Raw genomic sequence first — 20,616 nt, 5'->3', positions numbered from 1 at the left:
AACGTCCTTTGGGCTGCGCCTAGAACGGAAAGAACAGCGGGATCGCGATGACAGAGGCGGCACCCACGATCAGGTTCATCGGCACACCAATCTTAAGAAAGTCCGTAAAGCGGTAGTCCCCGGCACCGTAAACCAGCGTGTTGGTCTGATAGCCGATGGGCGTGGCAAAGCTGGCAGAAGCACCGAACATCACCGCCACGACCAAGGGACGCGGATCAATGCCTGCTTGCGCCGCAAGCCCCACGGCGATGGGAGTCAGGATCACGGCGACGGCAGCGTTCGTCACCATTTCTGTCAGGATCGACGTCACCGCATAGATCGCAGCCAGCAGCAGGATCGGCGGCAGGCCGTCCAGCACCGGGGCGAGGGTATCGACGATCAGCTGCACTGCACCGGTTTCCTGAAGGCCGACACCGACGATCAGCATCGCAAAGATCAGCACGAGGATCTGGGCGTCGATGGCACCCCATGCCTCTTCGCTATCGATGCAGCGCAGGATCAGGATCAGCGCGACAGCGACCAGCGACACAATCGCGATGGGGGCGACGTTAAGCGCAGCGAGGCCGACAACGGCGAGTAGGGCCAGCAGGGCAATCGGGGCGCGGCCACGGCGGTAAGCCCGGCCAGAGGACAGCGTGACGGTCATCATGTCACCTGCGCTGGACAGTTGTTCAAACGCGCCTTGCGTGCCTTCGAGGAGTAAGGAATCGGCGGCGCGCAGACGGGCGCTGCGCAGGTCCGGGCCCATCTGGTGGCCGTGCCGGTATGCACCCAGCACGCGCATGCCATGGCGATAGCCGATCGACATTTGATCAAGGGTCTGACTGCCAGCGCGGCTGCCGCCGGTCACCATCGCCTCGGCGATGACCAGATCGCCATCGGGGGCACCCGTGGGGGCGGCGCCGCGGCGATAGCCGGTGACAAGGCCGGGGACGCCGTGCAGGGTGAGCAGTTCGGACATGCTGGCGCGGATGACGATTTCATCGCCCGCGCTGACCTCGTGAGTGTCCAATCCATCGCGGCGCAGACGGCCGCCTTTGCGAATAGCTGTGACTTGAACGCCGGCGTGGGAAAAGACCACGACTTCGGGCAGCAGCTTGCCAAGGCTGGCGAAATCTTCGGTCACGCGGACCTCTGTCAGGTAGACGGAATCGTCTTTGGCGGTGTTGTCCATCGTACCGCGCCGGGCGGGCAACAGCAGCGGGCCCAGCACCGCAAGGGTCGCAAGACCAGTTGCGATGGCGATCAGGCCGACGGGCATGATTTCAAAGATGCCGAACGCCTCTAGCCCTTGATCCGTTGCGACGCCCGAAATCAGAATGTTCGTCGAGGTCCCGATCAGGGTCAGCGTCCCGCCAAGGATGGCGACATAGGACAGCGGGATCAGCAGGCGGGTTTCGGCGATGCCAAGCGAGCGGGCCAACCGGATCACCACAGGAATCAGCACCAGCACGATGGGGGTATTGTTCACGAAGGCAGAGCCGATGACCGTCGCCGCGACAAAAGCCGCGCCAGCGACGAAAGGGCGTTGCCCGGCGAGGGTGATGATACGGTTCGACAGCTCCTCTAGCAGGCCCGTGCGCACCAAGGCGCCAGACAGCACGAACATCGCAGCAATGGTGATCGGGGCGGAGTTTGAGAAGACGCCAAGCACCTGATCCACGGGCACCAGCCCAAGGACGATGAACAACGCGGCAGCGCCGGCGGCTGTCACCTCTGGCGGGTACTTTTCCCAGATAAAGGTCACAAGCAGCAACACCAAAAGGCCCAGCGCCACCAAGGGCGCCCAGTCGGCAGGGATGAAATCGGTCATGGGGTCCATCGAAAAGAGGGGAAACGGTTACTATTTATTCAGCCGCAAGTGCATGGTCGTCTGCTGCGCCAGCGGCGGCAATCCGGACGATGACGCCGTCCAGAAGGCGGCGCAGGTCGTCGAAATCGTCACGCTTTTGCAGCGTCTGCTCGTTCATATAAAGGGCGCGGTCAATCTCGATCTGGACCGCGTGCTGGCGGCGGGCGGGTTTGCCGTAGTGCTGCGCGACATAAGCCCCGGCAAACGGCGCATTGCGCACGCAGCGCAGACCGGCGGCCGTAAAGGCTTCACAGACCTCGTGCACCAGCGCGGGGCTGGCGGATGCGCCGAAGCGGTCGCCGATCACAACGTCAGGGCGCGGGCCGGTGATATTGTCCAGCGCCTCGTGCGGCATGGAATGGCAGTCGATCAGCACGGACTGGCCGAACAGCCGCGCTGATTCGTCCAGCAGCGTTTGCAAACGGTCATGCCAGGGGCGCCAATGCTGCGTGATCCGCGCATGCGCCTGTTCCAGCGTGATCTTGCCGTCGTGAATCACCCGGCCCCCCGCAACAACGCGGGGAATCACGCCCAGACCGCTTGCGACTCGGGGATTGGACGAGATTCGGCGCACGCCATCGATCAAAGCGGGGTCTAATTCTTCGGGTGCGCGATTAAAATCGACATAGGCACGCGGCGTGCGGGCGGCAATCAGGGGCGCGCCGTGCCCGGGAGCACCTGCAAACAGGTCGTCAACATAGGCATCTTCGGACGATCGGATCGCATCGCTATTCAGCTTTGATTGCGCTAAAAACGCAGCAGGATAGGCTCTTCCGCTATGGGGCGACGCAAAAACCACGCAGGTGGACCGCTCGGAAGGGCTGTAAAGGTCGTATGCGGGGTGGGTCATGGCTGCTCCTGTTCGGGTCAAAGATAGCGCGTTTATAGAAAACACCAAAAGGCCTTGATCCCCCCGAATGATCCTTTTATAGACCGCCTACCCGACGCGGTTCTGCCCGCGCACTTGTTCACTCAGGGGCACAGGCAAACAGCAAACGGAATGGATGATTAGCTCAGCGGTAGAGCACTTCGTTGACATCGAAGGGGTCACTGGTTCGATCCCAGTATCGTCCACCAGAATTCGCGGGGGGCCAGCAATGGTCCCCTTATTTTAACCCAAGGCGCAACCGCCGCGCCGCGACAAGAGGAGCCTTTCAATATGAAAGTACGCAACTCCCTCCGCTCGCTCAAGCAGCGCCACCGCGATTGCCGCGTCGTGCGCCGTAAGGGCCGTGTCTACGTTATCAACAAGACACAACCCCGGTTCAAAGCCCGTCAGGGCTAATATCGGTTTTCTATCGATGCAAAGGCCGTGCCCATTTGGGCGCGGCCTTTTGCGTTTGGGGTGGCGTCCTGCCTGCGGTCTGTCCTAGGTTAAGGTAATTGATTTTCCTTTATCGAAGGCCATGATCCATGCCAAAATTTCGCCTAGGCTTTGCCGCCCTTGCCACACTAATCGCGGCCCCTGCCGCTGCGCAGGACACCTTTTGCGGCGAGGCAGGCACGGGCGGCCAGTGGATCGGCGGCACGGCCGAGACATCGGACATCGCCACTGCGGACAGCTTTGGCGAGCAAATGGCGCTGGTGCTGAACGGCAACCGCTTTGTCGGACTGTTCAGCCTCAGCGAGGCGACCGAGGTTCGGATCGAGGCCGCAGGCCGAGGCAATGGTGACCCAACGCTAACGCTGCTGGGGCCGGACGGCACGGAAGTTGCCACTGACGACGATTCGGGCGGCAATGGCGCATCGCGGATTGAGACGACGCTAGAGCCCGGCGAATACTGCGCCGTGGTGCGCAGCTTTGACGATTCGCCCATGACCGCCTTTGTCCGCGTTGGCCGCATTGACATGGAAGCGCTGACAACCGGCGCAAACGACGCGCCCGATGGCGGGCCGTCTGCAGAACGGGTGCAAAGCTGTGCTGATGGGCGTGATCTGGGCGTCATGGGCGCAGACGGCCTGTCCTATCAGGGCAGCGCGGCAGAGGCGGGTTTCACCCGTTTCACGCTAGATGCCCCCGCTGCGATCAGCGTGACCGCCGATAACGCAGAGGCTGACCCGACATTGACCCTGATCGGGCCGGACGACGAAACCGTTGGCGAAAACGACGACTTCGACGGGCTGAATTCCCGCATTGATGCGTCGACACCGTTGGCGGCTGGCACCTATTGCATCGCGCTGGATGCGATCAGCGACCGCGACCTGCCGATTGATGTCGCCGTCAGCGCCTATGACGCGGCTGCTGCGCTGGCCAATCTGTTCGCCCAAGGCGAAGCCGCGCCGCCGATGGATGGCTCTGTCGCCATCACCGACTTGGGCGCACTGCCGAACCGGTTGCGCCGCGACGAGCAAATCTCTGGCGATGCGACGTGGTTCAGCCTGACGCTCGACGCGCCGGGCCTGTTGTTGATCGAGGCGATTTCCAGCGGATCAGAAGGCGATCCGTGGCTGGTGATGTACGACGATCTGGGCCGCGAGATCGCGCAGGATGACGATGGCGGCGACGGCACGGACGCCCGCTTGGTCGCCCGCACCTTGCCCGGCACCTATCTGGTCGGCGTCAAACAGGTCGGCGACCAGAGCGGGTTCGTCCGCCTGCTGGCCGAACGGTTTATCCCCGCCCCTTAACGAAAAGCGTCGGTCAGCATCTGCGACACCGTCGCCTGATCTAGATAACCGCTGGCGGTCAGCTGGCGGTCACGCTGATACCGGCGGATCGCGCCGCGGGTATCAGCGTCGATCCGGCCGTCCACGGCCCCCGGCTGTAGGCCAAGTTGCTGCAGCCGCGCCTCGACCAAGCGCAGGCTGATCGGGTCAAGGGCAAGCTGCCGCTCTGTTGCGGCGGCGGCAGAGTTATCTTGCTGCGCGGCGACGGCCTGCTGAAGTTGCCGAATACGCGCTGAGGCCTCATCGCGGAACGCGCCCTTTGGCTGTTCATCAAGGTAGCGATTATAGGCGGCCACATTGTCAGCTGCGACCATGCGGTCCCAAAATTCGCGATCAGCAGCCGCAGCGGCAGCGCGGCTTTGCTGCCGCTTGTCTGACAACGTGGCGCGCGCCTGTTCAGCGAATTGGCCGTCAGGATGTTTTTCCAGATATTCACGTAATCCCGCGGCGGTTCCCGTCGCGCCTGTCCGTTCCCAATCGGTGCGGTCCGCCGCCCGATTGGCGGCGCGGCGCTGCTCTGCTTGCAGTTCCAGTTCTGCGGCGCGGCGGGCGGCCTGATCGTTGATCCGACCAATTGTATCTGCCGTCAGGTACCCGGTCTGGGCCGTATTGTTCTGGCCCTGCCACGTCTTAATGGCCCCGCGTGTGCCGGGTCCAAAGATACCGTCGATGCCGCGTGTGTCAAAGCCAAGCACTTGCAGATTACGCTGCACGGCGCGGCGCGCCTCAACGGGAAGCTTCAGGTCGTCCTCTGCCTGTTTGAGCGCAAGGTTGGGATCGCGCAAAGCTTGCAAGCGCGCAACAGCATCGCCCGCATTGGCCCCGTTCGGGAAGCGGTCCAGATAGGCGGCATAGGATGCTTGGGTGTCTGTTTTGCGGGCCTGCTCCCATGCGGACCCTTCAAACATGGTGGCTAGATCCGCGGTCACGCCAGTGACAACATCATTGGTGGCCTGCGGAACAGGTGCGCTGGGCGCTTGGCCGCTAGGCACCAGCACCAACCGACCGGGCACAAAGCCACTGGCGGTCAGGCTTTTTGATTTACGTACAGCCGCGATCACATCACCGCCCGGCACAGCGATCACATCGCGTAGCAGGTTGCGGGCTGCGGCCACATCACCGCGCACAACGGTAACGCCGCTGGGGATCGTCAGATCACCGATGCCTGACAGCAGGCCCGGCCCGGCGATATCGGCATCACTGTCTTGCTCGCCCAACACCAGCACCGCCGATCCGGGGGTCTGCGCGAGCAGCATCATCGCGGTTTCCACCGACAAGGACCGCTGCCCCACGGTAAAGGGCGCGGGCTGGGGCGAATCTGCGGTCAGCAGCCAACTGCGCGTGCCGTCATTCACGAACTGCCCCGCCAGCACCACGACCATGCGGTCGGCATCCGGCGATAGCGCAGCAAAGGCGTTGCCCTGCCCTTGCACCGCTGTGCTGTCCGTAGCCCCGTTCCCAGATCCGAAGACACGGAAGCCCGCCGTATTTAGCGCCGCGCCGGCCTGCGCGACCTCGATCCCGCCGGTGACATCAGGCAGCGCGGCATAATCGGTGATCCCGACGATCAAGGCCGCATCCTGCGCCTGCGCAAGGGACGCGGCACAGAACAAAACGGAAGACAGCAACAATTGGCGCATGGGAATGGTCCTTACAGGGGCTTTAGGTGTCGTATGTCCTACGATCCTCGATCACGAGGCCGTCGCGGGGCAGACTGCCAGCAGCGTGAAACGTCACGTCGCCGCGCAGCTTGAGGATGTCTTTGATTGCGCTTGCGGCGGCATCAGGGTCAAGACCCGCACCTTCGATCTGCACGATCAAAGTATCGGCATCGCCGTCCCGGTCCGCGATTACCCGCGCGCGGTCCGCGCCAAGGGCCGTGACCAGCGCCGCGACCTGTTCGGGACGCACGAACATGCCTTTAATCTTGGTCGTTTGATCCGCGCGGCCCATCCAACCCTTGATGCGCATATTGGTGCGCCCGCAAGGTGATTGGCCATCCATCACGGCGCTGAGATCGCCGGTGGCAAAGCGGATCAGGGGGTAATCAGGGTTCAGGGTGGTGACAATCACCTCGCCGACCTCTCCTGACGGGACGGGATCACCGGTGCCGGGGGTGCAGATTTCCAAAATCACACCTTCGTCGACGATCATACCGCTGGTGGGGGACGTCTCGTAGGCGATCATGCCCAGATCGGCGGTGGCATAGCATTGCAGGCAGGCGATGCCGCGATCCGCATAGTATTGGCGCAGTTGCGGGAATAGCGCGCCGCCTGACACGGCGGCCTTGGTGATGTTCAGGGTCACGCCCATCGCGTCGGCCTTTTCCAAGATCACCTTCAGGTAATCCGGCGTGCCAGCATAGGCGGTAACACCAGCGGCGGCGGCGGCCTGCACCTGCAACTCGGTTTGCCCGGTGCCAGCAGGCACCACAACCGCGCCCACCGCACGCGCGCCGTTTTCAAACATCGTGCCAGCGGGGGTCAGGTGATAGCCAAAGCAGTTCTGCACCACATCGCCAGCACCAATCCCGCAGGCATGCAAAAAGCGGCCGAAGCGCCACCAGTCGTGGCTGCTGCCGCCCGGTTCATAAATCGGACCGGGGGATTGAAAGATATGCGTGATATTCTGCACTGGAATGCCGCCAAAGGGCGGATTGTCCCGCTGCCAATCGACAAGCTGCGATTTGCGCAGCACCGGCAGGCGGGGCAGGTCACCTAACTGGTCCACCTGCCCGCCCGCCAGACAAGAGCCCGGAGTGTCCTCCACCCGCTTAATCTGCTCTTGAAGGCCCGCAAGCTGTGCAGTCGCACGGGTCTTGGCGTCACGGGTTTCCAGATTGTCGTATGGGGCGGTCATCACGGTCTCTCCTGTCCGGTGGGTGACGACACTGTGCCGCCCCGGACAGTTCAGATCTAGGGACGTCGGCCGTCGCTATACAATAACGTGGGGGTGTCAGGCGATGCGGATCACGCCAACCAGCGCTTGCGCCGGCGGTAGCTGCGCACATCGCGGAATGATTTGCGGCCTTCGTCGGATACACCCAGATAGAATTCCTTCACATCGGGGTTTTCACGCAGCTCTGCTGCCGGGCCTTCCATGACGACGCGGCCTGATTCGAGGATATACCCGTGGTGAGCAAAGCGCAGCGCGACGTTGGTGTTCTGCTCTGCCAGCAGAAAGCTGACGCCTTCGCGCTCGTTCAGATCTTTGACGATGCCAAAGATTTCCTCCACCAGCTGCGGCGCAAGTCCCATCGACGGCTCGTCCAGCAGGATCGTTTCAGGCCGGGACATTAGCGCACGGCCAATCGCGCACATCTGTTGTTCCCCGCCAGAGGTATAGCCCGCCTGGCTCTTGCGCCGCTCGCGCAAGCGCGGAAAATAGTTATAGACCATCTCTAGATCGGCGCTGACAGCGCCCTTACCATCACCGCGCGTATAAGCACCGGTCATCAGGTTTTCTTCGATGGTCAGATGCTCGAAGCAATGACGCCCTTCCATGACCTGAATGACGCCGCGTTTGACCAGCGCCTCTGGCGACAGTTCCTGCACCCGCTCGCCGCGATAGGTGATCGTGCCCTTGGTCACCGCGCCGCGTTCGGAATGCAGCAGGTTCGAAATCGCCTTGAGCGTCGTGGTCTTGCCCGCGCCATTGCCGCCCAAAAGGGCCGTAATCCCGCCCTTGGGCACCTTCAGGCTGACGCCTTTCAGCACAAGGATGACGGAATTATAGATCACCTCGATATTGCTGACGTCCAGCAAGGTCTCAGTCTCGGTCCCGGTGTTATCCAGCATGGCGGTGCCCCCCTGCATCATCTTGCCTAAAATACTCAAAAACCGGGCGGCCCCGCAAAGGGCCGCCCGATATGTCTTACAGACAGCCCGGCGTGATGCCGTTCTCTGCCGCATAGGCGGCGGCGTCTTCTGCGATCAGCGGGTCAATCACGTCCTTATCGGGCGCGATAAAGTCAGTCAGCGGCACCCAGACCTTGTCGGTCGCGTTCCACTGCTGGACCAGACCTTCACCCGAACCAGAGTGGTTCTGGCAAGAGACAGAAAACTCTGGCCCGATGCCTTCCATGCCCAGTTCAGCCATGCGGGCGTTGGTGATTTCCAACGCTTCCATGCCATCGCGCACCTGCGCGGGTGTCACGGCGGATGTACCAGCCAGCTCTTGCGCCTTGGCAATCGATTCAGCCGCCAGCATCGCTGCATACATGCCGCGCACGTACAGCACTTGGCCAATGTTCGATCCGTCGCCAGCACCGTTGCCCGCATCGATAACCTGCGTGCGGATTTCATCCAGCACAGGGTAGTCCTGAATGCGGTTCATGTTCAGCGACTTATAACCGTCAGCTGCCATGCCTGCGGGCAGAACGTCAGGCTCTGCGCCGGCCCACCAGTTGCCGATGAACTGATCCATCGGATAGCCTACGTTCGCGGCCTCTTGGATGGCGACCTGGTTCTGTACGCCCCAGCCCCACATGATGACATAGTCAGGACGCTCGCGGCGGATCTGCAGCCACTGCGACTTCTGCTCTTGACCCGGAGGATCAACCGGCAGCTGCGTCAGCTTAAAGCCATGCTTTTCTGACAGCGCTTCCAGCGTGCGGATCGGCTCTTTGCCATAAGCAGAGTTGTGGTAGATCAGCGCGATCGTCTTGCCGGACAGATCGTCGCCGTTCTCGCTTAGCAGATAATTCACCGCGACAGATGCCGCGTCCCAATAAGTCGCCGGATAGTTAAAGACCCATGGGAAAGTCTCGCCTGCTGCGGCGGACGTGCGGCCGTAGCCCATCGTGTGCATCGGGATGGTGTCAGCGGTCGCCTTGGGGATCAGCTGATAGGTAATGCCAGTGGACAGCGGCTGATAAACAAGCGCGTTGTCGCCCTTGGTCGCCTCGTAGCATTCCACACCTTTTTCGGTGTTATAGGCGGTCTCGCATTCATCAATGCGGATCATCTCGCCGCCGATGCCGCCATCACGGGCGTTCAGCAGGTTCAGGTAGTCCTGATAACCGTCGGAAAACGGCGTGCCATTGGCGGCATAGGGGCCGGTGCGATAGCTTAGATCCGGCAGGACCAGTTCGGCCAGTGCAGGCCCGCTGGCCAAAAGCCCGGCCAATGCCGCCGTGGCAAATGTCTTCATTTTCATCTCAAGTCTCCTCCCAAAGATTGATCGATGCGCCGGAATGCGTTCCGGCTTTGCCCGGCGGGGATGACCCCGCCCGGTATTTAGTAAGGGAACGGCCACATCCGCAGCTTTTCCTTTGCGACGCGCCACAGTTGCGCCAAGCCGTGCGGTTCCTTGATCAAGAAGAACATGATCAACCCGCCCACGGCAACAAGTTGTAGATGCGCGACGGTGGAACTTGGCCATCCCAGAATATCAACGCCCAGCACCTTTAGTGCGACAGGCAGCAGCACAAGGAACGCCGCCCCGGCAAAGCTGCCAAAGATGCTGCCAAGACCGCCGATGATGCACATGAACAGCACAAGGAACGATTTCTGGATGCCAAAGGCTTCGCCGACCTCGACCGCGCCCAGATACACTGCAAAGAACAGCGCCCCCGCGATCCCGATAAAGAAGGATGACACCGCAAACGCCGTCAGCTTCGCCTTGAGCGGATCAACTCCGATAATCTCGGCCGCGATATCCATGTCCCGGATCGCCATCCATTGCCGCCCCAAAGAGCCTCGCGTCAGATTGCGCGCAAGCAGGGCGCAAAGCGTCACAAAGAACAAACAGATCAAATACTGCGCCCAAGGCGTCGTTTCGGCCCCAGTGACAGCAATATTGCCGATAAACCGCTCCGGCGCGGAAATTTGGCCAGAGGCAGAGTAGTTGTAAAACCACGGCACCTTATTGAACAGCCACACCAGAAAGAACTGCGCGGCCAGCGTCGCGACAGCAAGGTAGAACCCCTTGATCCGCAACGACGGCAAGCCAAACGCAGCACCGACCGCAGCCGTGATGAACCCGGCCAGCACGACATGGATCAGAATGCTGACATCGGGAAAGGACGTCATCAGCTTGTAAACACTATATGCGCCCACGGCCATGAACCCGCCCGTGCCCAGCGACACCTGCCCGCAATAGCCTGTCAGAATGTTCAACCCGATCGCCGCAATCGCATAAATCAGGAACGGCACCAGAATGGCGTTTGCCCAATAATCGTTGATGAAAAATGGGATCACCAGCCAAGCGACGGCCAGCACAACCCAATAGCGCCACCGGTCGAACTTGATCGGAAAGGTCTGGCTATCCGCGGCATAGCTCGTCTTAAAATCACCGGCCTCACGATACAGCATGATGCGTCCCCTTCTTCTGGTTCCAAATACCTGCGCCGCAGGCCAGCGTGGCCGGGCGGGCGGGCGCCGTGAGGCAGAGCCTCACGCGGGCGCTTGCACGGTCACACACGTTCAATGATCCGCTCCCCGAACAGGCCTTGCGGGCGGAACACCAGAAAGATCAGCGCCAGCACATAGGCGAACCAGTTCTCGGTGGCGCCCCCGACCATCGGGCCGATCATGAATTCGAACAGCTTCTCGCCCACGCCGATAATCAGCCCGCCCACGATGGCGCCGGGGATCGACGTAAACCCGCCCAGCATCAGCACCGGCAGCGCCTTCAGCGCGATCAGCGACAGCGAAAACTGCACGCCGGACTTCGCGCCCCACATCACACCCGCGACCAGTGCCACCATGCCCGCCAGCGACCAGACCAGAATCCAGATAAAGTTCAGCGAAATCCCGACCGACAGCGCCGCCTGATGATCGTCGGCCACGGCCCGCATCGCGCGGCCCTGCTTGGTGTATTGCGCAAAGACGATCAGACCGATCACAAGGATCGCAGCGACGATGCTGGCGGTGATGTCCAGCTTGTCGATAAAGAAGCCATAGAAATCTTCGCCGCCCAGATGGACCGAGATATTCTCGACCCACATCGACCCGCCCTGCGGGATGCCGATGTCCAGCGTCTTGATGTCAGACCCCCACATCAGATCGCCGATGCCTTCTAGGAAATACGCCAGACCGATGGTTGCCATGAACAGGATGATCGGCTCTTGCCCGACCAGATGCTTGAACACAAAAGTATGCACCATCCATGCAAAGGCGATCATGACGACCAGTGTCAGCGCAATCGCCAGCAGCGCCGGCACATGCCAGCCAAAGTGGTGAATATCTGTGCCAAAGGTCGCGTTGATGATATGCGAAAACGGCACCTGCCCTTCCATCACACCGACCAGCGTCAAGGCCGCAAACAGCGCCATAACCCCTTGGGCGTAATTAAAAATACCTGACGCCTTAAAGATCAGAACGAAACCTAGCGCGACCAGCGCATACAGCACGCCTGACATCAGGCCGTTGATGACAACTTCCACACCATACAGAAAATCAGCGGACATTGCTTGCTCCTTCAGTCATGGTCTTAGTCATGGGCGACCCCCAGATAAGCGTCGATCACTTCTTGATTGTTGCGCACTTCTGACGGGGTGCCGTCGCCGATCTTGCGGCCGTAATCCATGACGACCACCCGGTCAGACAGGTCCATAACCACGCCCATGTCATGTTCGATCAAGGCAATCGTGGTGCCAAATTCGTCGTTCACATCTAGAATAAAGCGGCTCATGTCCTCTTTTTCCTCGACGTTCATGCCGGCCATCGGCTCGTCCAGCAGCAACAGTTTCGGCTCTGCTGCCAGCGCGCGGGCCAGCTCGACACGCTTTTTCAGACCATAAGGCAGGCGCCCAACGGGCGTCTTGCGGATCGCCTGAATTTCCAAAAAGTCGATGATCCGTTCGACCACAGCGCGGTTTTCCACCTCTTCGCGCTCGGCCCGGCCTTTCCAGACCGCCTGCGCCAGCAGCCCGCTTTTCATATGCGTCAGCCGGCCCGTCATGATGTTGTCGAGCACCGACATGCCATCAAACAGCGCGATATTCTGGAACGTGCGGGCAATGCCCTGCCGCGCGACCTGATAGGGCTTCATCGGCGGACGCTTTGCGCCGCGGAACCAAACCTCGCCGTCTTGCGGATTATAGAAACCTGAAATCACGTTCAGCATCGACGATTTTCCGGCCCCGTTCGGACCAATAATCGCGCGAATTTCGCCTTCGCGGATGTCAAAGCTGATGTCCTTGATCGCCTCGACCCCGCCAAAGCGCAGCGTAATCCCGCGCATGTCCATCAGGACATCGCCAATCTGACGCCCGTCAGCAGTCGTGTATGGCGCAACCGTATCTTTCATGCGCTTCTCCCGGCATCATCTTGCTTAAAGTACTCGCGCCGCAGGCACTGCCCAGACACCGCCATCATTCCGCGGCCATCTGGCGACGCGCAGTGACGACGGCATCGCAGATCACCAAAGTCGCCTTGATCGCGCCCTTGCGGCCGTCTTCATAAGTGACCTCAGTCTCGGTGTAGATTTCGGGCGATCCGTCATAAAGCGCGGTGATCAGGTCGGCGAATTTGTCGCCCACAACGGCGCGGCGCACCTTGCGGGACCGGGTCATTTCGCCGTCGTCAGCGTCCAATTCTTTGTGCAGCACAAGAAAGCGGTGGATCTGGCAACCCGCCAGCATGGGATCATCCGCGATGCTGGCGTTCACATCATTCACATGGCTTGCGACCAGTTCCAAAACCTGAGGATGCTGGGACAGTTCCTGATAGGACGAATAGGCGATGTTGTTCCGCTCTGCCCAGTTGCCCACCGCGGTCAGGTCAATATTGATGAACGCGGTGCAGCGATCGCGGCCCGCGCCAAAGACGACGGCCTCCAGGATGTTGGGATAGAACTTCAGCTTATTCTCGACGTACTTAGGCGCGAACATTGCACCGTCGGCCATTTTGCCCACGTCCTTGGCACGGTCGATGATGCGCAGATGGCCGGTGCTTTCCTCGATGAAGCCAGCGTCGCCCGTGGCGACCCAGCCTTCGGGATCTTTGGTCGACGCGGTGCTTTCGGGGTTCTTGTAATATTCCACGAAGGTGCCAGAGGACCGATAGAAGACTTCCCCATTCTCCGAGATCCGCAGTTCGACCCCCGGTGACGGCACGCCGACCGTGTCGGACCGGACTTCGCCGTCAGGTTGCTGAGTGATGAAAACGGTAGCTTCGGTCTGACCGTAAAGCTGTTTGAGGTTGATACCGAGGCTGCGATAAAAATCGAAAATCTCGGGGCCAATCGCCTCTCCGGCGGTATAGCCGACGCGCACGCGGGATAGGCCAAGGGTGTTTTTCAGCGGACCATAGATCAGCAGATTACCAAGGCCGTAACGGATGCGATCCATCAGGCCGACGGGCTTGCCGTCCAGCAGATCAGGGCCGACGCGGCGCGCGATGGCCATGTAATGATCGAACAGACGCTTCTTGATCTTGCTCGCGTCTTCCATGCGGATCATCACGGTCGTCAGCTGCGTTTCGAACACGCGGGGCGGGGCAAAGAAATAGGTCGGCCCGATTTCGCGCAGGTCGGTCAGCATAGTGTCGGCGCTTTCGGGGCAATTCACGCAGAACCCCGTCCACATCGCCTGACCCACGGAAAAGATGAAATCGCCAACCCAAGCCATCGGCAGATAGGCAAGCACCTCGTCGCCCGCGCGCAGATGATCGAATTCAGAGGAGTTCTTGGATGTCTCGATCACATTGCGGTTCGACAGCACGACGCCTTTGGGGCGCCCGGTCGTGCCAGAGGTATAAAGCATCACGCAGGTGTCGTCATAGGTGCGCGCGTCGGTCCGGGCCTGCATTTCAGCCTTGCGGCTTGATGCGCGGCCACGCTCTTGCACGTCGGCATAGGACGTCATGACGTTGTGATCATAACGGCGCAGCCCGCGCCCATCGAGGTAAATGATATGCTCCAGCGTGATCTTGTCAGTGCTGGCATCGGTCAGCTTGTCGACCTGCTCCTGATCGCCAACGACAGCAAATCGCGCACCGGAATGTTCCAGCGCATAGGCGATCTCTTCCACCGCGGCTTCTTGATACAGGGGCACCGGAATGCAGCCGATTTTCTGCGCGGCAACCATGGCCCAATACAGGGCCGGACGGTTGCGGCCTGAAACGGCGATATGATCGCCGACATTGGCCCCCATCTCGAGCAGGCCAAGGGCCAGCGCGTCGATTTCGGCCGCAGCCTCTGACCAGGTCCAGCTTTGCCAGATCCCGAATTCTTTTTCACGATATGCCGCCTTGCTGCCATGTTGCGCGACGTTGCGCGCTAGCAGATGCGGAATAGAAACAGGTGCAGCGCCAGACGCAGCAGATGCCATGGATTCCCCTCCCTCGGTTCGGGTTTGCCCAAACCGTCAATGCAACGCCTCCCCGCGCCGCATCTTCATCACCATACTGAGAGGTCAAATGCCCTGCGTCAAATATTTTATGAACGGTTGTTCATTTCTTTCAAAAACAGACCCGCAAACGAAATCGGGCGGTGGCTTTCGCCACCGCCCGTCTTCAGCAATATCTTGGAATGCAATCCGAAGTATTAGTTGAAGTTGTAAACGACTGCCACACCCAGGGTGTTGGATGCGTCGCCGAAGGAGTCATCGACTGCGTCGTCAAAGGACGTGGACAGCGACGTGCGCAGCGACAGGGAGTTTGTCATTGCAACGTTCAGTGCCAGGTCGTTGGTCAGCAGGGTCGAAGTTTCCGAGTAGATCACGTCGGTGTCGTTGGTGACGTAGGACGTGGCGCTCAGCGAACGGTAGTAGTTGGACGAGATCGACGCAGCAACTTCGGAGTTGTCGTCGCCTGCAACGGTCTCGGTGTAACGGTAGCCGGGGCCTGCCTGGATGGACCACTGGCTGGTTGCATCGTTCAGGATACGGTAGCCAAGGCCTGCACCGACGAACACGTCGATGTAGTTGTCGTCCAGGTTCTCAGCAGCGCGGTCTTGGGACGCGTCCAGCTTGGCGTAGCCAAAGTACTTTGGGCCGAAATCGCGGCGGTAGTCAGCGCCCAGCAGCAGCTGGTTCTGCGACTCGTCGCCGTTGTCTTCGGAGTAGTTATAGGCTGCGGTCACGTCGATGCCGTTCACGCCGTCGAATGTGCCGTAACGCAGGCCCAGGCCGACGTTTGCATTGTCGTCGCCGGTGCCTTCAGCGGAACCGTTGTCGTCATTGTAAGCGGTGGCGCGCAGTGCGACCGAACCGTACGAACCAACAACGCGGCCTTCGTTGCCAAAACGGCCAACGTCACGCTCTGCATCGTCAGCGATCTGCTCTTGCAGGTCGTCGAACTGGTCTGCAGCGGCGTCTTCGTTGCTGAAGGTGGTGGTTTGTGCGACGGCAGCGCCGGCAATCGTAGCTGCAGCAGCGGCAACGACGAAGATGTTGACTGTCTTGGTCATGGCGAAATCCTTATTCTGTGGTCCCGCAGCACTGCGGGTGTGACTGCTAAATGCGCTGCACCCTGCAAAAGTTCGAGATCCCTTGCTCATTTTGCTGCTGTGCAGCAAGGATTGTATGGTTTTTGTGACATGCGCTAAAATCAGCGCATGCTAGCGCGCTGATTTTAAACGAAATAAAAATTATCACGGGCCCGTGTTCAAAATAATCAACGCGGACTCTTGAATGTGATGGAACCTGATCGGGCGTTACAACACGTTTTCAGCCGTTTGAATCGCTGTGACGCGGACCGCTGCGTACTTAAACTCTGGTATTTTGCCAAAAGGATCAACCGCAGGGTTCGTCAGAAGGTTAGCGGCGGCTTCGACAAAGGCAAAGGGTAAAAACACCATATCAGCCGCAACAGCGCGATCTGCCCGTGCCATGATCCGAATGGACCCGCGCCGCGTCGTCAGTTCCACCAGATCACCGGGGGCTACGCCAAGGCGGCGCAGTGTGTCAGGATGCAGGGAACAGTTCGCCTCAGGCTCGACCGCGTCCAGCACAGTGGCACGGCGCGTCATTGATCCCGTGTGCCAATGTTCCAACTGGCGGCCGGTGGTCAGCACCATCGGATAGTCGGCATCCGGCTCTTCTGCCGGAGCGATGACATTGGCAGGCGTGAACTTTGCGCGGCCGCCGTCGCGGGGAAAGCCGTTCGCGAACATGATCGGCTGACCGGGATCGGTGGGCGACAGCGACGGATAGGTTACAGCGCCGCGTTCCAACCGGTCCCACGTGATGTTGTCCAGCGACGGCATCGTCCCCGCCATTTCGTCATAGACTTGGCGCGGATGGTCATAGGTCCAATCAAGGCCCAGCCGCTGCGCCAGATCGGTGATGATGACCCAATCCTCGCGCGCATCACCCGGCGGCGGCACGGCAGGGCGACCCATCTGCACTTGGCGGTTCGTATTGGTGACTGTGCCGGTCTTTTCGGCAAAGGCGCTGGCGGGCAGGATCACATCGGCAAAGTTCGCGGTTTCCGTCAAAAAGATGTCCTGCACGACCAGACAGTCCAGCTTGGCCAGCGCCGCGCGGGCGTGATCTAGGTCAGGGTCCGACATCGCAGGGTTTTCGCCAAGGATGTACATCCCCTTGATCTGGCCCTCGTGGACGGCGTCCAGAATCTCGGTCACGGTCAGACCCTTTTGCGGATCAATCGGTGTGCCGCCCCAGACCTGTTCAAAATTCGCGCGGATGTCAGCGCTGGTGACAGACTGATAATCCGGCAGGAACATCGGGATCATACCGGCGTCAGAGGCACCCTGCACATTGTTCTGCCCGCGCAGCGGATGCAGGCCAGTCCCCGGCCGCCCGATCTGCCCGGTCATGAGCGCAAGGCTGATCAAGCACCGCGCATTATCGGTACCATAGGTGTGCTGGCTGACGCCCATCCCCCAGAAAATCATCCCCGCCTTGGCCCCGGCAAAGGTGCGGGCCACATCGCGCAACATGTCTGCGTCGATGCCGCAAATCGCAGCCATGCTTTCCGGATCATAGGCTTGCAGGTGTGCCTGCTCTGCCGCCCAGTTTTCGGTGTAGCCTTCGATGTATTGGCGGTCGAACAACCCTTCGGTGACGATCACGTTGCAGATCGCGTTCAGCATGGCCACATCGGTGCCCGGTTTGAACTGCAACATATGGGACGCAAACCGCTTCAGCGCCTGCCCGCGCGGGTCCATGACAATCAGCTTGCCACCGCGCTGGGTGAACTGCTTGAAATAGGTCGCGGCAACAGGGTGGTTTTCAATCGGATTGGCCCCGATGACGATGGCCACATCCGCATTCTCGATCTCGTTAAAGGTCGCCGTCACAGCGCCAGAGCCGACATTTTCCATCAGCGCCGCCACAGAGGATGCGTGGCACAGCCGGGTGCAATGATCGACGTTGTTGTGACCAAAGCCCTGACGGATCAGCTTTTGGAACAGATACGCCTCTTCATTGGTGCATTTCGCACTGCCAAAGCCTGCGACAGCCGTACCGCCATGTGCGGCGCGCAAGCCGCCCAGACCGCCAGCGGCGACGCTCATCGCCTCTTCCCACGTGGCCTCTCGAAACACATCGCCCCAATTGCCTGGATCAACGTTCAGCCCCTTCGCGGGCGCATCAATCCGCCGGATCAGCGGCTTGGTTAGGCGGTGCGGGTGGTGGATATAGTCAAAGCCAAAGCGCCCTTTGACGCACAGCCGCCCCTCGTTCGCGGGGCCGTCCAACCCGTCCACATACTTAACCCGTCCATCCTTGACCTTCAGGCTGATCTGGCAGCCAACGCCGCAGAAGGGGCAAACGCTGGCGACCTCTTCATCGAAATCCGCGCTATCGCCAACCTGCGCTGCGTCCAGCACGGATGCCTCCATCAGCGCACCGGTCGGGCAGGCCTGCACACATTCGCCGCAAGCTACGCAAGTGCTGTCGCCCATGGGATCATCCAGATCGAATACCGGATAGGCATCCGCCCCGCGTCCCGCCATGCCGATCACGTCGTTCACCTGCACCTCGCGGCAGGCACGCACACACAGGTTGCACTGGATACAGGCATCAAGATTGACGCGCATGGCGACATGGCTGGAATCCAGCAGCGGCACATGCGCCGCATCCTTTGGCGCAAAGCGGCTGCCAGCAACGCCGACGCGATCCGCCATATTCCACATATGGCTCGACTGATCATGCGCGACGTCCCGCGCCGGCTGATCGGCCAGCAACAGCTCCATCACCATCGCCCGTGCCTGCACTTCGCGCGGCTTGTCAGTCGTCACGACCATGCCGTCCGAAGGCACCCGCACACAAGACGCAGCCAAAGTCCGCTCGCCTTCAATCGCGACCATGCAGGCGCGGCAATTTCCGTCAGGACGATAGCTTTTGGCGTCCTTGAAACACAGATGCGGGATCACCAGGCCGCGCCCATGCGCCACCTCCCAGATCGTCTCGCCCGGGCGGGCCTGCACAGTTTCGCCGTCCAGCGTGAATGTAATGGTCTCGGTCATGGCGTCCTGCTCCCCCGCTTACCCCAAGACCTAGCGCACCTGCGCCCCCGCGTCATCAAACACACGCGACCCTCGGCCTGCATTTCGCGGCACCGGGCCCAATGACACCCTTTCATCTTGCCAAATAAACTCCCGCCGGAGGCATCCACCCTGCCAGAAATCGCTTAGCTTGGATAATCACGCACAAAGGCCCAGCTGTCGCCCTCCGACAAGTCCGGATCAAAGCGATACCCACCGGTGCCGAAATCCTTGATCCCGTCAGGCGCGGTGACACGCTGCGTGACCATAAACCGTGCCATCGCACCGCGGGCGCGCTTGGCAAAGAAGGACACAACGCGCGGCCGTCCCTCTTTCACCTCTAGAAACTGCGGGGTGATCACGCGCAATTTCAGCGCCTTGCGGTCCACCGCACCAAAGTATTCCTGACTGGCACAATTCACCAAGACATCTGTCCCGGCCTCATCGGCCCGCGCATTCAGCGCTTTGGCGATGCTGTCGCCCCAATAGTCATAAAGGTTCGCGCCGCGGCGGGTTTTCAGCCGCGATCCCATCTCAAGCCGGTAGGGCTGGATGCCATCCAAAGGCCGCAGCACGCCGTAAAGCCCTGACAGGATACAAAGCCGCTCTTGCGCGACCCCGATATCCTCGGGCTCCAGCGATGTCGCATCCAGACCGGTATAGGTGTCGCCGTCGAACAGCCAAGCGGCAGGCTTTATAGCCTCTGGCGCGGGGTCGGCGCTAAAGGCGTTGAACCGGTCCCGGTTCAGCTTTGCCAGATCCTCTGACAACTTCATTAGGCTCCGCAGCTCTGCCAAGGACAGCCCGCGCATGGTTTTCGCCAGCCGCACGGCGTCATCGGCGAACAGGGGCTGGGTCGGCGCGTGGTCCACGGGGGACAGGTCCAGCGATTTGGCGGGCGAGATGGTGACGAGCATGGGGCCTCCGGGCAGGTTTGGCGATGTTCTAGCACTCCAGCGGGCGGATACCACCCGGCACCGATGTCGCAGGTCAGCGGCGATTGGCTGTCATCTGCGCCACATAGTCCCGCAGCATCCCGGCACGCCGCGGACGAAAGCTGTCATCGGTCAAGGCCGCGCTGGTGATGCGGTCGGCCATGAACTTGCGAAAATCCTGCCGCAAAACACACCACGCCAGCACCATAATGCCGCGATCAAGATAGACCATCGCCAGCGGCAAAATCCGCCGGTCCGACGCAGCCCCCGTGGCATCGACATAGGCGATATCCAGCGCCAGTTCGTCCCAACAGGCGCGGCGGATCAGCGACAGATCGGCGGCGGGCTGGGGCGGGCGTTCAACCCGCCGCACCATGATGGCGGCATGTTGCGCCTGCCGCTGCATCCGGTCGGGCAAGGTCGCGATAATCTTGCCCAGCGCCGTATCTGCCGCCGCTGACAAAGCCGGATCGCCGCGATGCTGTGCCTCGGCCAGCCCCAGCACCAGCGCTTCGATTTCCTCTTGGGTAAAGGTCTGCGGCGGCAAGGCGGTGTCTTCGGTCAGGGTATAGCCATATCCCGGCGCGCCATCGATCAGCGCACCGCCGCGGCGCAGCGTGTCGATGTCCCGGTACAGCGTGCGCGGCGACACCTCGGTCTCGGCCGCCAGCTGCGCAGCCGTGACCGGCGGCGGCAAGCGCCGTAGCGCGTCAATAAGGCGAAACAGGCGATCAGTGCGGGCCATGACGATCCTGACGGAAACTG

The 20,616-nt window shown here is 61.0% G+C and carries 16 protein-coding genes and 1 tRNA gene; 3 read left to right on the top strand and 14 right to left on the bottom strand.

Translation table 11 applies throughout. From position 1 onward, the window contains the following. Positions 1 to 19: 19 nt before the first annotated feature. Entirely contained in the window at positions 20 to 1,813 is a 1,794-nt protein-coding gene (locus KBW81_RS00290) for an SLC13 family permease (RefSeq protein ID WP_254247961.1), read from the bottom strand. A gap of 34 nt (positions 1,814 to 1,847) precedes the next feature. Then, a complete protein-coding gene (locus KBW81_RS00285) occupies positions 1,848 to 2,702 on the bottom strand; it encodes an N-formylglutamate amidohydrolase (protein ID WP_254247960.1) in 855 nt (284 codons plus the stop codon). A gap of 152 nt (positions 2,703 to 2,854) precedes the next feature. On the opposite strand from KBW81_RS00285, the gene KBW81_RS00280 reads away from it, so the two are divergent. The 3 genes from KBW81_RS00280 to KBW81_RS00270 all read left to right on the top strand — a co-directional run bounded on the left by KBW81_RS00280 (position 2,855) and on the right by KBW81_RS00270 (position 4,480). Further along, a tRNA-Val gene (locus KBW81_RS00280) sits at positions 2,855 to 2,929 on the top strand. A gap of 82 nt (positions 2,930 to 3,011) precedes the next feature. Continuing rightward, positions 3,012 to 3,137: a type B 50S ribosomal protein L36 gene (gene ykgO / locus KBW81_RS00275; protein ID WP_072857948.1), complete on the top strand. Its 126-nt coding sequence runs from the start codon at positions 3,012 to 3,014 to the stop codon at positions 3,135 to 3,137. A gap of 128 nt (positions 3,138 to 3,265) precedes the next feature. Next, positions 3,266 to 4,480 (top strand): PPC domain-containing protein, encoded by a 1,215-nt coding sequence (locus KBW81_RS00270; protein WP_254247959.1) that lies wholly within the window; start codon positions 3,266 to 3,268, stop codon positions 4,478 to 4,480. Here KBW81_RS00270 and KBW81_RS00265 read toward each other — a convergent pair. The 12 genes from KBW81_RS00265 to KBW81_RS00210 form a co-directional block, all read right to left on the bottom strand. After that, positions 4,477 to 6,159, bottom strand: coding sequence for a peptidoglycan-binding domain-containing protein (locus KBW81_RS00265; RefSeq protein WP_254247958.1), 1,683 nt, complete (start codon positions 6,157 to 6,159; stop codon positions 4,477 to 4,479). The genes KBW81_RS00270 and KBW81_RS00265 overlap by 4 nt on opposite strands. Before the next feature lie 22 nt (positions 6,160 to 6,181). Then, the gene (locus KBW81_RS00260) at positions 6,182 to 7,378 is read right to left on the bottom strand and encodes a phenylacetate--CoA ligase family protein (RefSeq protein ID WP_254247957.1); all 1,197 of its coding nucleotides are present in this window, start codon (positions 7,376 to 7,378) and stop codon (positions 6,182 to 6,184) included. Positions 7,379 to 7,488: 110 nt separating this feature from the next. Then, positions 7,489 to 8,316, bottom strand: a complete 828-nt coding sequence (locus KBW81_RS00255; protein WP_090190272.1) for an ABC transporter ATP-binding protein — start codon at positions 8,314 to 8,316, stop codon at positions 7,489 to 7,491. Between the two features lie 76 nt (positions 8,317 to 8,392). Next, the gene (locus KBW81_RS00250; RefSeq protein WP_090190147.1) at positions 8,393 to 9,676 is read right to left on the bottom strand and encodes an ABC transporter substrate-binding protein; all 1,284 of its coding nucleotides are present in this window, start codon (positions 9,674 to 9,676) and stop codon (positions 8,393 to 8,395) included. Positions 9,677 to 9,756: 80 nt separating this feature from the next. Continuing rightward, positions 9,757 to 10,833 (bottom strand): branched-chain amino acid ABC transporter permease, encoded by a 1,077-nt coding sequence (locus KBW81_RS00245; RefSeq protein ID WP_090190149.1) that lies wholly within the window; start codon positions 10,831 to 10,833, stop codon positions 9,757 to 9,759. Between the two features lie 101 nt (positions 10,834 to 10,934). Beyond that, entirely contained in the window at positions 10,935 to 11,930 is a 996-nt protein-coding gene (locus KBW81_RS00240; protein ID WP_090190151.1) for a branched-chain amino acid ABC transporter permease, read from the bottom strand. A 23-nt stretch (positions 11,931 to 11,953) separates the two neighbouring features. After that, on the bottom strand, positions 11,954 to 12,772 hold the full coding sequence (locus tag KBW81_RS00235) for an ABC transporter ATP-binding protein (RefSeq protein WP_090190153.1): 819 nt from the start codon (positions 12,770 to 12,772) through the stop codon (positions 11,954 to 11,956). Positions 12,773 to 12,836: 64 nt separating this feature from the next. Further along, entirely contained in the window at positions 12,837 to 14,795 is a 1,959-nt protein-coding gene (locus KBW81_RS00230; RefSeq protein ID WP_254247956.1) for an AMP-binding protein, read from the bottom strand. Positions 14,796 to 15,010: 215 nt separating this feature from the next. Further along, positions 15,011 to 15,874 (bottom strand): DUF481 domain-containing protein, encoded by an 864-nt coding sequence (locus KBW81_RS00225; protein ID WP_090190157.1) that lies wholly within the window; start codon positions 15,872 to 15,874, stop codon positions 15,011 to 15,013. A gap of 246 nt (positions 15,875 to 16,120) precedes the next feature. Next, positions 16,121 to 18,898 (bottom strand): formate dehydrogenase subunit alpha, encoded by a 2,778-nt coding sequence (gene fdhF, locus KBW81_RS00220; protein ID WP_254247955.1) that lies wholly within the window; start codon positions 18,896 to 18,898, stop codon positions 16,121 to 16,123. 164 nt (positions 18,899 to 19,062) lie between these two features. After that, positions 19,063 to 19,833 (bottom strand): peroxide stress protein YaaA, encoded by a 771-nt coding sequence (yaaA, locus tag KBW81_RS00215; protein ID WP_254247954.1) that lies wholly within the window; start codon positions 19,831 to 19,833, stop codon positions 19,063 to 19,065. Between the two features lie 73 nt (positions 19,834 to 19,906). Then, the gene (locus KBW81_RS00210; protein ID WP_254247953.1) at positions 19,907 to 20,596 is read right to left on the bottom strand and encodes a helix-turn-helix transcriptional regulator; all 690 of its coding nucleotides are present in this window, start codon (positions 20,594 to 20,596) and stop codon (positions 19,907 to 19,909) included. Positions 20,597 to 20,616: the final 20 nt, after the last annotated feature.

Origin of the sequence: Loktanella salsilacus (genome assembly GCF_024206795.1) — a bacterium.
GTDB lineage: Bacteria > Pseudomonadota > Alphaproteobacteria > Rhodobacterales > Rhodobacteraceae > Loktanella > Loktanella salsilacus.
The sequence above is the reverse complement of the archived record's forward strand: the minus strand, read 5'-3'. Positions and strand labels throughout refer to the sequence as shown.